Origin of the sequence: Timaviella obliquedivisa GSE-PSE-MK23-08B, from assembly GCA_019358855.1 — a bacterium.
GTDB lineage: Bacteria > Cyanobacteriota > Cyanobacteriia > Elainellales > Elainellaceae > Timaviella > Timaviella obliquedivisa.
In genome coordinates, this window is record JAHHII010000008.1 from 1 (window position 1) to 14,809 (window position 14,809).

At 46.8% G+C, this 14,809-nt stretch carries 13 protein-coding genes; 11 read left to right on the forward strand and 2 right to left on the reverse strand.

Annotated elements, in window-relative coordinates; translation table 11 throughout:
* The 6 genes from KME11_14725 to KME11_14750 form a co-directional block, all read left to right on the forward strand.
* Window positions 1-152, forward strand: a 152-nt coding sequence (locus KME11_14725) for a photosystem II D2 protein (photosystem q(a) protein) (GenBank protein MBW4516462.1), incomplete at its 5' end; no start/stop codon positions are given.
* A 1,002-nt stretch (window positions 153-1,154) separates the two neighbouring features.
* Window positions 1,155-2,963 carry an iron uptake porin gene (locus KME11_14730; protein MBW4516463.1) on the forward strand — a complete coding sequence of 603 codons (1,809 nt, stop codon included), beginning with the start codon at window positions 1,155-1,157 and terminating at the stop codon, window positions 2,961-2,963.
* A gap of 198 nt (window positions 2,964-3,161) precedes the next feature.
* Window positions 3,162-4,913, forward strand: a complete 1,752-nt coding sequence (locus tag KME11_14735; GenBank protein ID MBW4516464.1) for an iron uptake porin — start codon at window positions 3,162-3,164, stop codon at window positions 4,911-4,913.
* A 172-nt stretch (window positions 4,914-5,085) separates the two neighbouring features.
* A complete protein-coding gene (locus tag KME11_14740) occupies window positions 5,086-5,523 on the forward strand; it encodes an Rrf2 family transcriptional regulator (protein ID MBW4516465.1) in 438 nt (145 codons plus the stop codon).
* A gap of 39 nt (window positions 5,524-5,562) precedes the next feature.
* Window positions 5,563-6,525: a cysteine synthase A gene (cysK, locus tag KME11_14745; GenBank protein MBW4516466.1), complete on the forward strand. Its 963-nt coding sequence runs from the start codon at window positions 5,563-5,565 to the stop codon at window positions 6,523-6,525.
* Window positions 6,526-6,550: 25 nt separating this feature from the next.
* The gene (locus KME11_14750) at window positions 6,551-7,267 is read left to right on the forward strand and encodes a DnaJ domain-containing protein (protein ID MBW4516467.1); all 717 of its coding nucleotides are present in this window, start codon (window positions 6,551-6,553) and stop codon (window positions 7,265-7,267) included.
* On the opposite strand, the gene KME11_14755 is transcribed toward KME11_14750, so the two are convergent.
* Both KME11_14755 and KME11_14760 read right to left on the reverse strand, forming a co-directional pair.
* Window positions 7,264-8,397, reverse strand: a complete 1,134-nt coding sequence (locus KME11_14755; protein MBW4516468.1) for a glycosyltransferase family 1 protein — start codon at window positions 8,395-8,397, stop codon at window positions 7,264-7,266. The genes KME11_14750 and KME11_14755 overlap by 4 nt on opposite strands.
* Before the next feature lie 193 nt (window positions 8,398-8,590).
* On the reverse strand, window positions 8,591-9,742 hold the full coding sequence (locus tag KME11_14760; GenBank protein ID MBW4516469.1) for an NAD-dependent epimerase/dehydratase family protein: 1,152 nt from the start codon (window positions 9,740-9,742) through the stop codon (window positions 8,591-8,593).
* 822 nt (window positions 9,743-10,564) lie between these two features.
* Here KME11_14760 and KME11_14765 point away from each other — a divergent pair.
* The 5 genes from KME11_14765 to KME11_14785 all read left to right on the forward strand — a co-directional run bounded on the left by KME11_14765 (window position 10,565) and on the right by KME11_14785 (window position 14,712).
* Complete coding sequence (locus KME11_14765) at window positions 10,565-11,212, forward strand: sugar transferase (protein ID MBW4516470.1); 648 nt, start codon at window positions 10,565-10,567, stop codon at window positions 11,210-11,212.
* Window positions 11,213-11,311: 99 nt separating this feature from the next.
* Entirely contained in the window at window positions 11,312-11,929 is a 618-nt protein-coding gene (locus KME11_14770; protein MBW4516471.1) for a hypothetical protein, read from the forward strand.
* Window positions 11,930-12,129: 200 nt separating this feature from the next.
* Window positions 12,130-12,903 carry a 30S ribosomal protein S2 gene (gene rpsB, locus KME11_14775; protein MBW4516472.1) on the forward strand — a complete coding sequence of 258 codons (774 nt, stop codon included), beginning with the start codon at window positions 12,130-12,132 and terminating at the stop codon, window positions 12,901-12,903.
* Between the two features lie 28 nt (window positions 12,904-12,931).
* Entirely contained in the window at window positions 12,932-13,591 is a 660-nt protein-coding gene (gene tsf / locus KME11_14780) for a translation elongation factor Ts (GenBank protein MBW4516473.1), read from the forward strand.
* Between the two features lie 80 nt (window positions 13,592-13,671).
* Window positions 13,672-14,712: a hypothetical protein gene (locus KME11_14785; protein ID MBW4516474.1), complete on the forward strand. Its 1,041-nt coding sequence runs from the start codon at window positions 13,672-13,674 to the stop codon at window positions 14,710-14,712.
* The last annotated feature ends 97 nt before the right edge of the window (window positions 14,713-14,809 follow it).

The window sequence follows — 14,809 nt, forward strand, 5'->3', positions numbered from 1 at the left end:
TCCGGGCGGCCGAGGATCCGGAGTTTGAGACGTTTTACACGAAGAACATTTTGTTAAACGAGGGCATCCGGGCCTGGATGGCACCTCAAGACCAGATTCACGAAAACTTTATCTTCCCTGAAGAGGTGCTGCCCAGAGGCAACGCTCTCTAAACATTTAGCTTCGTTAAATTTAGATTTTTGCCTCCTTCCATGGGGGCTTTTTCATGGCGATCGCTAACCTTCTCTAACAACCAATGTAGCTCCTCGGCTTTTAAATTCCTGTGTTATCTTGTAATAGGTGTATTACACAGGATGTAATACCCGCTGAGTGCTTGACACTCTTCTGTTCTACAAGCCGTTTAGAAATTCAGGAGGTGATGCTTATGTCAGATAGTAGTAAATGCTTGGGTCTTCAAATTGACGTGAGCTGGCTGTGTGCTGGGGCTGCTCTCTAGCAGTAAGGTCATCTTTTTTGAGAGAGTTTCACTAACTTCCTTAAGAAAGCTGGGTTGGCTTTTAGAGTCCCTCCCAGCAGTCTAGGTCAATTAAAGACCCGCTACACCGCTCCTATCCTTGTGTTTAGGCTTTTGTCTATTCGCGTCTGGTAGGAGCGGATAGTTTTTTAAACCTAAATTTTTGTATGATGCCATCTCTTACCCAGAGACAGCATTTTTGTTTGTGGGGTCTATCTACGGATGCATAGCAGAAATGATATTTCGGTATGAGCTAAACCTTTTTCCTAGAAGTTTCACTTTTGCTCTAAGAGGCTTTTGAGTAACATGTAGAGGTCTAAATTTGCAACCTAGTATAGGAATTGAAGGCGTGTATAAAATACCTTCTATTAACCTTAAAAAAACTCACTATCTTGTAAGTCAACTGACTTTTCTAGACTACTTAGTTTATAAGTTCTTAACTTTTAATTAATTCATTGAGCCTTGTCTAGGTCATGAATACTGTCCTGAATAATGTATTTTCTTTAATCTAGGTTATTTTTAGAAGAATGACTGATGAAGAGTAGTGCCATACGTTATGTTGACGCTGTTTAATCCGTTTATGCCATCATTTCAGTTGTTGCTTGGACGACATGGTTTCAGAATTCCTTAGTGTTATTCTCTGGGGTGAAATGCTCTGAGCTTTTGAGCATTTCTTAATTTATTAAGGTGTGAGGAAATGATGAATAAAGTTTTATGGAGCACACTGCTGGCATCTCCTGCATTTCTTGTTGCTACGCTGTTTACAGCAGTGCCCGCGATCGCTATTGAAGCTGAAGTCCAACTCAGCGGAGCTTCTACTTCTGATGTACTAGCCTCAGTTTCATTGCCTAAAGTGGCTGCGGTACAAGTTAGCGAGGCAGCCGCTGTCATCGCTCCAGTGCCTGCCCAAGTGGCTCAGATTTCTGCTCCAGTTGCCCCTGCTCCCTCCAACGTTGACTCGCTCAATCAGGTTGTTGAATATAGCAACGAAGGCAACAACGGTCTGGCACAAGCCGGTGGGTTGACCATCGATCGCCTCTCCGATGTCCGTCCTAGCGACTGGGCATATACTGCGTTGCAAAACCTGGTTGAGAAGTATGCGTGTATTGTGGGCTATCCTAACCTGACATACCAAGGGAACCGGGCGTTGACGCGCTACGAGTTTGCAGCGGGTTTGAGTTCGTGCCTAGACCGGATCAGCGACCTGATTGCAGCGAGCACGGCTGACTTAGCGACCGCGGAAGACCTGGCGACGCTCCAACGCTTGCAAGAAGAGTTCGCTGCTGAACTGGCAACCCTACGCGGCAAGGTGGATTCTTTAGAAGCTCGGACTGCTGAGTTAGAAGCAAACCAGTTCTCTACCACGACAAAGCTGGTGGGTGAGACCGTTTTTTCAGTCAGTGACATTTTTGGCGGTGGTAACGATAGCACCGAGAATGATCTGGGTGATATCAATGAAACAACTTTCCAATATCGGACTCGTCTAAACTTTGATACCAGCTTCACCGGTCGAGATCAGTTGAGAGCCCGTCTTCAAGCAGGTAACTTTAACCGATTTGTCACCACCGATCCTGCAACTTCTTCCTCGCTGTTAGGCAACGAAGGACGGCTGGGTTATGACACGGGCACAAGCAACGCCCTTGAGCTTGATGACTTATACTATCGCTTCCCAATTGGCGATAAGGTTACTGCTCGAATTGTTGCCAATGCGGGTGCTTTCAACGATATCGTCAACACGGTTAGCCCCTTTAGTTCAAGCGGTACGGGTGCCCTTTCTCGGTTTGGTCGGTTTAACCCTATCTACCGTGCTCCGAGCGTCAACGCAGGAGCGGCTACAAGTATTCAGTTCAATGACCAGATTACGCTTCAACTGGGCTACCTAGCTGGCGAAGCAGAACGTTCTGGTAGTGGTGCCGGTTTGTTCAATGGTAACTATGGTGCAATTGGTCAACTAACCTTGACCCCCTTTAATCGCTTGACTTTAGGTCTTACCTACATCAATGCCTACGTTCAGGGAAGGGACAGCGCCGGCAGCTCTATTGGCAACAATACTGGAACAGGCAGTTCTCTGGCTCGTGTATCAATTGGGAGACCTCTGTCGATCAACTCCTATGGCGTTGAGGCTAACTTTAAGGTGTCGAGCGGACTCCAAGTTGGTGGCTGGGCAGGTTACTCTCACATCCGCGCCATTGGGGTGGGTGATGCTGATGTTTGGAACTATGCTCTAACGGTTGCACTTCCTGATTTAGGTGGTAGAGGCAACCAATTAGGTATTGTTGCAGGTATTCAGCCTCGCTTGACGGGTGCCGATGCAGAAGTTGGCGACCTCCTCTCTGGCGATCGCAGAAGTGATCCAGATGTTGGTCTTCACCTTGAGGGTTTCTATCGTCTTCGGCTTAGTGACAACATCAGTATTACTCCTGGTGTGATTGTTTTGACTGAGCCGAACCACAACAGCAACAATGATACTGCTGTCATTGGGGTCGTTAGAACCACGTTTAGCTTCTAAATTGATCTAGCGGAGTTGGCAAATTATGTTCAACTCCGCCTTTTTTGAGAAAAAGATCTTCACTCCTAAGCCTTAATCTGCAAGGCTTTTCGTTAATTAAGTTTAAGTTTTCTTTGAAGCTACCCTTGATCGATCGAATTTCTTTAGCGTAGAATGTTACTCAGAGTCATTCTTGATTTAGGTGTGAGGAAAATTTTTATGTTATCTAAAGTTCTTTGGAACTCTCTTCTAGCTACGCCAGCGCTGCTCGGCGCGGCTTTGATCGTTTCTTCTTCTGCGATCGCGGCAGAAACTCAGCCTTCCACAAAAGCTGATGTATTGCTAGGCGACGTTACAAGTTTACACATTGATTCTGTGGCTGCTCCTGAAGTTGCTCCAGTCCAAATCAGCGCTGTTCCTACTGCTGAATTAGCTCCTACAGCTTCAACAGATGCACCTGCAGAGATGGCTCCTATTGCACCTACCCAAGTGGCTCAGATTTCTGCTCCAGTTGCCCCTGCTGCTCCAGTTGCCCCTGCTCCCTCCAACGTTGACTCGCTCAATCAGGTTGTTGAATATAGCAACGAAGGCAACAACGGTCTGGCACAAGCCGGTGGGTTGACCATCGATCGCCTCTCCGATGTCCGTCCTAGCGACTGGGCATATACTGCGTTGCAAAACCTGGTTGAGAAGTATGCGTGTATCGTGGGCTATCCTAACCTGACATACCAAGGGAACCGGGCGTTGACGCGCTACGAGTTTGCAGCGGGTTTGAGTTCGTGCCTAGACCGGATCAGCGACCTGATTGCGGCGAGCACAGCAGACCTAGCGACCGCCGAAGACCTTGCTACTCTACAGCGGCTTCAAGAAGAGTTCGCTGCTGAACTGGCAACTTTGCGTGGTCGCGTTGATTCTTTAGAAGCTCGCACTGCTGAGTTGGAAGCAAACCAGTTCTCCACTACCACCAAGCTGAAGGGTGAAACTATCTTCATCGTTGGTGTACCTATTGATGAAGACGATGCGTTTGATGATCAGCCTCTTGCTGGCTACCGAGTTCGCTTGAACTTTGATACTAGCTTCACTGGCGACGACCTCTTGAGAGCCCGTCTTCAGGCCCGTGATATCGATAGATTTGATGGATTTGGCGGAACGAACTGGACAATTGGTTCAGGTGTAGGCGATAACATCACTCTAGACAAGCTCTACTACACCTTCCCCTTAGGCAACAGCGTTGATGTGACGGTTGCGGCTCAAGGTTATGCTGATTCTGACTGGGTTGCCAGCAGTATTACTCCTTTGGATAGCGATGGTGGCGGTTCTATCGGCAGCTTTGGTAGTCCTCCCGCCTATGACTTTATTCCAGGAAGTGCAGGCTTAGGTGCGATCGTTCAATTATCAGATAACTTCAGCCTTGATTTTGGCTATTCTGCTGCTGAAGCAGAACGCTCAAGCCCTGGCGCAGGTCTGTTCAACGGAGACTACGGTATCATCGCTCAGTTAACCTACCTTAGCGATTTCTTGGATGCTGCCCTAGTTTATGGAAATGGTTATAGTGGCACTGGCTTCACTAACGGTGGTTCGGGTGGACCTGCTATTGCTAATACCTACGGTGCTTTGGTCAACTTCAAGTTTGGTGACTTTGAAGTTGGTGGTAACGCTGCCTATATTCCAATTATTGATATTGGCAACAACAGCTACGATGTTTGGAGCTACCAAGCAACCTTGGCAATTCGTGACTTGGGTGGTAGTGGTAACATGCTCGGTGTGTTGGCAGGTGTTGCTCCTTACGATTCTGACCTAGCTTTGGGTCTAGATGATGACAACTCATTTGTTGGAGAAATCTTCTACAAACTTCAGTTGAGTGACAATATTTCTGTTACTCCTGGTCTGATCTACATTGACAGTCCTGGTAATGACAGTGCTAATGACTCAACTTTCGTTGGCGCACTAAGAACAACCTTCTCGTTCTAAGCTACGAGTTAGGGTTTAATCTAGAACTCTTTGGGGTTCCAGGTAAACATAAAGAAGCTCAAGCTTTTCCATAAGCTTGAGCTTCTTTATGTTTGAAAAACTTAACCCTACAAACCCCACTGTAGAACCGGGGTATACTAAAAGAGTAGTCTTATCTTCTCTCTTTCTACCTGTGGAACTCTCCTGCAAAAGTGAATATGCGCTGCTAGCTCTTCTAGAACTGACTGCTTGTTACAGCAATGGTGAACCTTTGCAAATCCGACAAATAGCAATAGAACAAAGCATTCCCGATCGCTATCTCGAACAACTCTTGGCGACCCTTAGGCGGGCAGGGCTTGTTCGGAGCCAACGAGGTGCAAAAGGAGGATACATTTTGGCTAGAGAGCCTTGGAAAATTACTCTTTTTGAGGTTGTGAAGTGCATAGAAGGGACCGATTCTCAACCGCATGATCCCCATCGAGAGCCTAAATCTGTAGAAGGTACTGTCATTCGGGAAGTTTGGCAAGAAGCAGGTCAAGCCTCGGATGTAATTTTGCAAAGGTATACGCTACAAGACATTGCTGAGAAGCGAGAAGCAAGACAGCGACTAGATATCATGTATTACATTTAATCAATTTCATTTTTCGTTCCTCACCTCCTTTTGTGAACTATGCGAATTGCTAACAACATCACTGAATTAATTGGTCGCACTCCATTAGTACGTCTGAACCGCATTCCTCAAACTGCGGGGTGTGTCGCTCAAATTGTGGTAAAGCTAGAGGGAATGAATCCATCTGCATCGGTGAAAGATCGGATTGGGATTAGCATGATTGAAGATGCAGAGCAGAAGGGACTGATTTCGCCAGGGAAGACGATTTTGGTTGAACCCACTTCTGGCAACACAGGGATTGCGCTAGCAATGACAGCGGCAGCAAAAGGTTATCAATTAATTTTGACGATGCCAGAAACTATGAGTTCTGAGCGACGGGCAATGTTGCGAGCTTATGGGGCAAAGCTAGAGCTAACTCCCGGCATTGAGGGTATGGGCGGCTGTATTCAACGAGCACAGCAAATTGTCAATTCTTTGCCTGATGCTTATATGCTGCAACAGTTTAGCAATCTGGCGAATCCAAAAATTCATCGTGAGACTACTGCCAACGAGATCTGGGAAGACACCGAGGGACAAGTTGATATGTTAGTAGCAGGCGTGGGTACAGGCGGCACGATTACAGGCGTAGCTGAAGTTTTGAAGCAGCGAAAGCCTAGTTTCAAAGCGATCGCTGTTGAACCTGCCAATAGCTCTATCCTATCGGGTGGGCGACCAGGGCCTCATAAAATTCAGGGGATTGGAGCGGGGTTTGTACCTCAAGTTTTAAAGGTAGAGTTGATCGACGAAGTGATTACCATTAGTGATGATGAGGCGATCGCGTATGGTCGTCGCTTAGCGCGTGAAGAAGGACTGCTGTCTGGGATTTCTACAGGTGCAGCTTTGGCAGCAGCGACTAGAGTGGCTTGCCGTTCTGAAAACGCAGGCAAGCTAATTGTGATGATTCAGCCTAGTTTTGGTGAGCGTTATTTGAGCACGCCACTGTTTCAAGATCCAGAATTAGTAGCCTCCACTGTTTTAGGATAGGAGAGAATGCCGATAAAATAGGCATATGTCAAAATCGAATCACTATACTACTCTAGAGGTTAGCCAGACAGCAAGTCAGGCAGAGATTAAGCAAGCTTACCGTCGCCTTGCTAAACAGCTACATCCTGATACAAATTCATCGTCTGCCAGTCATGAGCAAATTGCGCAACTGAACGTTGCTTATGAGATTTTAGGTGATCCGTTTAAACGACAGTCCTACGATCGCCAAATTAACCACGCATCCAAAGCTGCTGGATTTGACCCTGCTGCCCGCCGCCCTACCCGTCAAGAACGAACTGCTGAAGCACAAAAACGATATCGACAGCGGCAAAGTAGTCGAGATAGCGATGAGCTTTTCAAGCTTTGGCTAAAGCAGGTTTATCAACCCATTATCCGATGGCTAAATCTGGTTCTTAAGCCTTTAAAGTCTCAGATTAATGCCCTTGCGGCTGATCCTTTTGATGACGAATTGCTAGAAGCATTTCAGGCTTACTTAGAGGAATGCAGGGATTATTTGCAAAAAGCACAACAAGCTTTTAGTTCCAGACCCAATCCTCCTAATTTAGCTGGAGTAGCAGCGCATCTGTACTATTGCCTGAACCAGGTCAGCGATGGAATCGATGAGCTAGAACGGTTTACAACCAGTTATGACGATCATTATCTTCATACTGGGCAAGAACTATTTCGGATCGCCACTGGGCTGCGTCGAGAGGCACAGGCTGCGGTCAGGGAGATCGCTTAAGCAGCCGTTGGCATCGATCGCTCATCTAATACAGCTTGATAAAATCCTTGTAATTGTCGTGTTGCTGCTGCCCAGCCCCATTGCTCTGCCTCCATCCGAGCATTTTGTCGCAGCGTTTCCCGTTCGTCTGCGTGGGAGAGGAGGCGCTGGGTCGCGGCGATCGCACCTCCTTCGTCCTGCGGATCGAACAAGTAACCATTGGCTCCATCCGAGATAATATCCGGAATCCCTCCAGCATTGGCTGCAATGACGGGACAACCTGCTGCCATGGCTTCCAACAGCACCAAGCCCAAAGTTTCTGTGCGAGAAGGAAAGATAAAAGCATCGGCAGAAGCGAAGGCAGAAGCGAGGGTTTGCCCGGTCATGTAGCCAACAAAATAAGTAGGCGTATCAGCAAAATGTTTCTCAAGTTCTTGGCGGTAGGGTCCGTCGCCTACCAGTGCTAATCGAGCACCGGGAATCGATTGAAGGACGGGTTTAATGCGATCGATTTCTTTTTCTGCTGAAAGACGACCCACATAAAGCAAGAGTGGGCTTTCAGGATGCCCTTGGGTAAGATGCGATCGCATTTCTGGGCTGCCCAGATTAGGCTGAAATAGCTCCGTATCAACTCCTTTTTGCCATACCGCAACCCGCTCAATGCCATGACTCGTCAGCGCCTCTTGCATAGCAGTAGAAGTACAAAGATTGATTTGCGCCTGATTATGAACCGCCTTTAGGAGTTCCCAGAGTACACCCTCCAACATTCCTAGACCATAGTGCTCCAGATACTTGGGTAAATGGGTATGGTAAGACGCAACTAGGGGCACATCTAACGACTTGGCATAATACAAGCCCCCCAAACCCAGCACTGCTGGATTCACTAAATGAATCAAGTCGGGCTGAAACGTTTCTAAAACTTGGCGCATGGATGGACGAGGCAGCGCCAGCTTCAGTTCAGGATAAAGAGGCAACGGAAACCCAGGAATGCCATAAATCTTGGCTCCCTTATATTCTGTGAGTCCGCCGTCTGGCGAGATTACTAGCACCTGATTCCCTAGTCGTTGTAAATGATCAACCGTATGACTCAAGCGAGTCACAATTCCATCGACTTTAGGCAGAAAAGTTTCGGTAAACAGAGCAATTCGCATAAGTAAGCTGGCTCTTAAGGGCGCTTTGGGCTGATATTTTAAGACCGTTGAGCAGGCTGAGTCGAGCAAGTGCAGAGGTCATGAATGCCAATGGATAAGAGGGCAGTAAAAAATAGGTGCTGCTTTCACTATATGCAGCACCGAGTGAAACTACCTGCAATAGCAATATTCAGGGCTTGTCATGATTACCAATTTATCGTTTCCACTTTACTTTAGGCAAAATCTGCGTCTCATCAACGCGGCTCTTGTACTTGACACTGAAATTCAGCAGCGAGTCTAACAGAGAATCGGAGAGGAAGTGAGGCTGTAACCCTAGATCAAGCAGATTAGTATTTTTGGCATTGAAGTAGTGTTCTTCCATCTCGACACGAGGATTTTCTAGATGAGTCACTTCTACATTTAATCCCAATGTAGTTCCGGCTTTTTTAACCATCATTGCCAAATCGCCGATGCCAAAGAGTTCGGTAAATTGGTTGAAGACGCGGAATTTGCCGGGGTCTGCTGGAGTGGCGATCGCCAATTCCACGCATCGCACCGTGTCTCGGATATCTAAAAATGCTCGGGTTTGTCCACCTGTTCCATAGACCGTTAACGGATGCCCGATCGCCGCCTGAATGCAGAAGCGATTCAGAGCCGTCCCAAACACCCCGTCATAATCTAGACGGTTGATCAGCAATTCATCCATGCCTGTTTCTTCAGTTAGCACTCCATAAACTACCCCCTGGTTCAGGTCAGTAGCTCGCAGCCCCCAAACCTTACAGGCAAAGTGAATATTGTGAGAATCATGCACTTTGCTGAGGTGATAGAACGAACCAGGCTGCTTAGGATAGGGCAGCGTATCTTTGCGTCCATTGTGTTCAAGAGTAATAAAGCCTTCTTCAATGTCAATATTAGGAGTGCCGTACTCGCCCATGGTGCCAAGCTTAACCAAATGGCAGTCGGGAAAGCTTTCGCGCATGACATACAAAAGATTGAGCGTGCCGACCACATTATTAACCTGGGTCAAAACGGCGTGCTCTCGATCAATCATTGAAAAAGGAGCCGATCGCTGTTCACCAAAATGCACAACGGCTTCTGGCTCAAACTGGTGCATGGCTCGACTTAGGAACTCGTAGTTCGTAATGTCGCCAACAAACAAATCAATCTGCTTGCCCGTCAGGTCTTTCCAGCGTTGAATCCGAGACTGAATCGGGGCGATCGGGGTTAACGTTTCGACGCAAAGCTCCATGTCCCAGTGCCGCCGAACCATGTTGTCTAGGATACCAACTTCGTAACCTCGATTGGAAAGGTACAATGCGGTTGCCCAACCGCAGTAGCCGTCACCGCCAATAACTAGGACTTTCATCTGCTTGCGTCTATTTCTACGGGTACTCCGCTAAATCTACCAGGTTTGTGCCCTCGTATCTCACTCTAATAAATTGTTCATCGCAAAATATCTATCCAAATGCTTTCAGATAATGGTTTCGCTAAAGTTGCAATCTCCCGGGTCTACTTTGTGCAGAGACACGTAGAGATTAAGGTAATAAAAAAGGCACTGACTCAGTGCCTCCAGGGATTTCTTAAAGTCTTAATCGACGTTTATAAAGCGCCTGATTGCACAAACATATAGCCTATAAAGCCGACACAGACGACAACTAAGAGTAAGGTCATCAACACAGATTCACCTAAATGCTTTGACGCTTTCATAAGTTCTTCCTTTGTCTATTTGATGAAATCAATTTATTAAGATGTATCGAGAATAACAGTATTTTAAATAAAGCTACAGAGTGTTACGACTTCTTAAACAAAGGTTAACTTTCTTAAAAAAGATGAGCGATCGCCCTTTAATGAACGCGATTTATGAGAGCCATAAACAAAAATTCTTTATCCTTTTCGGCGGGTTACTTTCGGAGGATATTTTCGTTAATTCAATCCTTAAAATTCTAAAAAATGTCCGTTTAATTACTAACAAACTGCTTTCTGAAGGAAATTTGTTTTTTAAGGAAAACCTTATCAACTTCAGTTAATTTATTCATTTATATGAAGTTCTCGTAAAGCTTTGAAGCTCAAATTTGCTTTGATCCAGGGTGAAGTTATATTTTTATGTACAAACACGGATGTTTTTTGGGTATTAACGATGACCCATTACGGAGTTTCAGATCCTGCGTCTGCAATTAGTTCTTATCTTATGCTGGGTGAGCTACCTTCCGTGTTTAAGCTTCTGGCTCCCCATCGGTCTGTGAACAGTGCCTTGAAGCGATTGATTGACATTGTTGGGGCGATCGCTGGAATGATGATCCTGGCGATGCTGTTTCTCCCGATTACGATCGCTATTCGGGCTGAAAGCCCTGGCTCAGTACTTTATAAACAAACGCGCTATGGATTACAAGGTCGTCCTTTTACCTTATTAAAATTTCGTTCGATGGTAAAGGATGCAGATCGACTGAAGACGCTAGTACATAACGAAGCTGAAGGTCTAATTTTCAAGAACGAGCAAGATCCGCGCATCACTCGTATTGGTAGACTATTGCGACGGACCAGCTTGGACGAGGTGCCCCAGTTCTGGAATGTTTTGGTTGGAGAGATGAGTCTGGTCGGCACCCGTCCGCCCACCCACGATGAAGTGATTCACTACACCGATCGCCACTGGCAGCGGCTGAATGTTAAGCCAGGACTGACAGGACTCTGGCAAGTGAGTGGGCGATCGGAAATTAAAGACTTTGAAGAAATTGTTAGTTTAGACCTGCAATATCAGGCGCTCTGGACACCCACATACGATTTGCAAATCATTTTGAGAACTTTTGGGGTGTTGCTAACCAAGTCCGGAGCTTGCTAAAAGTGAAGCTAGGCTAGCTTTAACTTCTATCAAACAGAGTCATTTAAGAATGGATGAGGGCGCTATTCTTATAGCATCAAGACCTTAAGGAGATTTACCATGCAGTTCAATCGGCAGTTGGGCAAAGTGGTCAAGTCTAATACTCACTGCGACTACGTGGTCCAGTTGGATGACAAAATTGATGTCGATTATCCTCCTCAAGCCGATGATTACGGATTTGGGTGCTTCGTTAAGCTTGAAGAACCAACGGTTAGAAACTGGGCAGTCGGCATTATCTACAACTCTCAGTTGATGAATCCTCTGTTTATGAGCAATGGCCCTCGTCTTTCTAGCGAACCTGACCCCCTGTTTACCCCCGATTTAATTTCAGAAACGCGCACACTTTTAGGAATTGTGCTGATTGGGGCAATGGTAGAAGACGACGGCTTGCTCTACGGCGTTCATGGCATTCCGCGCGTGGTTGTTCCGGTCAACACGCCTGCGTTCTTAATGAACTCTGACGAAATTTACCGCTTTCACTTGAACCGTAACCAAAAGCCCCAGTTTTCTTACTACAGTCATTTGCTCCGCTTTGGAGGAAGCTTTGCCTCGCAGCTTACTCAACAGGTTTTGAACGAGTTGGCAGAGAGCCAGCTATTTAATGGCGCTGAGCAACGAGCATTGGAAATTTTGTGCAAAGAGTTGGCTTGGAAAAATACGATGGGCGCAATGCGATAACTGCTTCTCTATGAGAGATTTGGGTGATGAGTATGCTTTCAGAGCAAGGATTTGGTTAGGCGGGCGATCGCTATGCTAACCTTAAAAAGCTGTCAAAATTTTCCATAACACCTATGGTTTCGGGTGTTTCTGAAGCTTCCAACCGAATTTTCAGAAGTGCGCCTAGGTGGAGGAATAACCCGAATGGAGTTACAAAAATTATGCCCGTTGTTTCTTTGGCTCAATTACTAGAGTCTGGTGTTCACTTTGGTCACCAAACCCGCCGTTGGAATCCTAAGATGTCTCCTTACATCTACACTTCCCGTAACGGTGTTCATATTATTGACTTGGTGCAAACTGCCCAGTTGATGGAAGACGCTTATGTTTATTTACGCACTGCCTCTGAGCAAGGTAAGAAAGTTTTGTTTGTTGGCACCAAGCGGCAGGCAGCCGGAATTATTGCCCAAGAAGCGCTGCGCTGTGGCTCGTACTTTGTTAACCAACGCTGGTTGGGTGGGATGTTAACCAACTGGACAACCATCAAGACCCGGGTCGATCGCCTTAAAGAATTAGAGCGTCGGCAAGATACGGGCGCACTTGACCTGTTGCCTAAAAAAGAAGCGGCGGTTTTACGTCGTGAGCTAGAAAAGCTTCAGAAATATCTCGGCGGCATCAAAGCAATGCGGAAGATTCCTGATATTGTTTTGCTGGTGGATCAGCGGCGCGAGTACAATGCCGTGCAAGAGTGCCAAAAACTCAATATCCCGATCGTATCTTTGCTAGATACAAACTGCGACCCAGACACCGTTGATGTTCCTATTCCGGCTAACGATGATGCAATTCGGTCTATTAAGCTAATTGTGGGTCGTTTGGCAGATGCCATTTACGAAGGTCGTCATGGTCAACTTGAGGTTGAAGAAGACTACGATGACGAAGAGTACGATTATGACGAAGGCGATTTTCCCGCTGATGAAGAGGAAACTGAGGAAGCGTAAATAAAAGAAGTGACATAGAGGGAAAAACATGGCTGAGATATCGGCAAAACTTGTCAAGCAACTGCGCGATAAAACAGGTGCAGGCATGATGGACTGCAAAAAAGCCTTAGGTGAAACCGAAGGCGATGTTGAAAAAGCGATGGAGTGGCTTCGTCAGAAGGGCATTACTTCAGCAGAGAAGAAAGCTGGAAAGATTGCTTCTGAAGGTTTAGTGGGAAGCTATATTCATACAGGCGGACGGGTTGGCGTGTTGGTAGAAATCAACTGCCAGACCGACTTTGTTGCTCGGAACGAGGCGTTTCAGGCATTGGTCAAAGATGTGGCAATGCAAATTGCTGCTTGTCCTAATGTGGAATATGTCAAAGCTAGTGACATTCCTGCTGAAGTGGTTGCGAAGGAAAAAGAGATTGAGATGGGGCGTGATGACTTGGGTAGCAAGCCTGCCGCCATGCGTGAAAAGATCGTTGATGGGCGGATAGAGAAGCGACTGAAGGAACTATCGTTGATGGATCAACCCTATATCAAAGATCAGAGCATCACGGTGGAGGATTTGGTTAAGCAAAACGTTGCGGGTCTGGGTGAAAACATTCAGGTGCGACGCTTTGTTCGGTTTGTTATGGGCGAAGGCATCGAAAAGCGAGAGGAAGATTTCGCTGCTGAAGTGGCTGCCCAAATGGGAGTGAAGTAATTCCTTCAATCTATTGGTTGATGAAATAACGTAAGGCAGGTCGCGTGACCTGCCTTTTATGTCCTTGAGGTAAGAGTGTAATGGTGAGCGCAATTGAACAGGTAGAACGCGAACTTAATATTTTGAATCAGGCGATCGCTTCTTTGGCTGAAGAATACTACAGCGTTTATAGCAGCTATCTATCGGCGCTGGGGGCAGCCGTTCGTCAGCAGATGATCTTAGCGAGCTATCACGTTTGCACGCGCGGCTATCCTCAGCAGTTTCTTACCCTATCGCTTAACCAGCAGCAGCAACTCCAGCGTGACCTGCGGCACCTTGCCAAACAAGCCCAGATGGATCTGGCGGCAAAAGTGACTGTGATTAAACCGATCGACTTTTCCAAGGTTCAAACTTCTAACGCTGAAGAAATGGCGCGATCGATCGCTGCTCACCTTTTAGAAATGCGCACAGAATTAGACAGGCAAGAAGGCTTTGCCAATGACGATCAATCAGAGTTTGATGAATTGCAAGCGGAAAGCATGGATTTAATTGACTCAGTTTTTGGCGAACCAGATGAGCCAAATCAGCCAGATAACGAAACAGAGCCAGGTGCGCAACAAGCCAACCAGGAACTCTTCGCCGCTATTTTTCGCAACGAGTCTTCCGACGAAATGCCTTCTTCAGATCTTCCATTTGACGAAGCTAGAGCCTTAATTCCTAAAGATCTTTTCCACTGGCAGAAGGACTTAGAGGAAAAAATCTCTGACGAACTGCAAACTCTTTCCCAAGTCACCAATCGCGCGCTGCAACAGGCAGATATTTTGCCCAAGCGCTTACCCGAGCCTATTTTGGAAGTGGCATCTAGAGCCGATCTCTCTGGCGAATCTGCTGCCCCAAATCTTCTGAGCCTGGTCATTCAAACGCCGTCTAATCAGGAAGCCTCGACAACGCAAGTGATGGCAATTCGGCTGCGGTTGTCGGAGATTGAATTTAGTGATCCGATGGTGCTGAACGGACGATCGCAAATCCGTAAGTTATCGGTTCGTCTTGCCAAACTCAAGCGAGAATATCAGAAAAAGCATCGGCAAAAAGCGATCGCTCAAGCTGAGGCGGCATGGCGATCGAGTTGGTATGAGGACTAGGGAAGGGGGCGATTGTTGGTATGTTGTGGGGAGCAGAGTATGGAGGGGGCGATCGGGGGAGGTCTAATGTGAAAATTCGGTGCAGCTCTTCTGCCTC

Bases quoted from the DNA above. Each gene is read 5' to 3' on its own strand.
- KME11_14730 (MBW4516463.1), top strand. From the start codon at position 1,155: ATGAATAAAGTTTTATGGAGCACACTGCTGGCATCTCCTGCATTTCTT.
- KME11_14735 (MBW4516464.1), top strand. From the start codon at position 3,162: ATGTTATCTAAAGTTCTTTGGAACTCTCTTCTAGCTACGCCAGCGCTG.
- cysK (MBW4516466.1), top strand. From the start codon at position 5,563: ATGCGAATTGCTAACAACATCACTGAATTAATTGGTCGCACTCCATTA.
- KME11_14750 (MBW4516467.1), top strand. From the start codon at position 6,551: ATGTCAAAATCGAATCACTATACTACTCTAGAGGTTAGCCAGACAGCA.
- KME11_14755 (MBW4516468.1), bottom strand. From the start codon at position 8,397: ATGCGAATTGCTCTGTTTACCGAAACTTTTCTGCCTAAAGTCGATGGA.
- KME11_14760 (MBW4516469.1), bottom strand. From the start codon at position 9,742: ATGAAAGTCCTAGTTATTGGCGGTGACGGCTACTGCGGTTGGGCAACC.
- KME11_14765 (MBW4516470.1), top strand. From the start codon at position 10,565: ATGCTGGGTGAGCTACCTTCCGTGTTTAAGCTTCTGGCTCCCCATCGG.
- KME11_14770 (MBW4516471.1), top strand. From the start codon at position 11,312: ATGCAGTTCAATCGGCAGTTGGGCAAAGTGGTCAAGTCTAATACTCAC.
- rpsB (MBW4516472.1), top strand. From the start codon at position 12,130: ATGCCCGTTGTTTCTTTGGCTCAATTACTAGAGTCTGGTGTTCACTTT.
- tsf (MBW4516473.1), top strand. From the start codon at position 12,932: ATGGCTGAGATATCGGCAAAACTTGTCAAGCAACTGCGCGATAAAACA.
- KME11_14785 (MBW4516474.1), top strand. From the start codon at position 13,672: ATGGTGAGCGCAATTGAACAGGTAGAACGCGAACTTAATATTTTGAAT.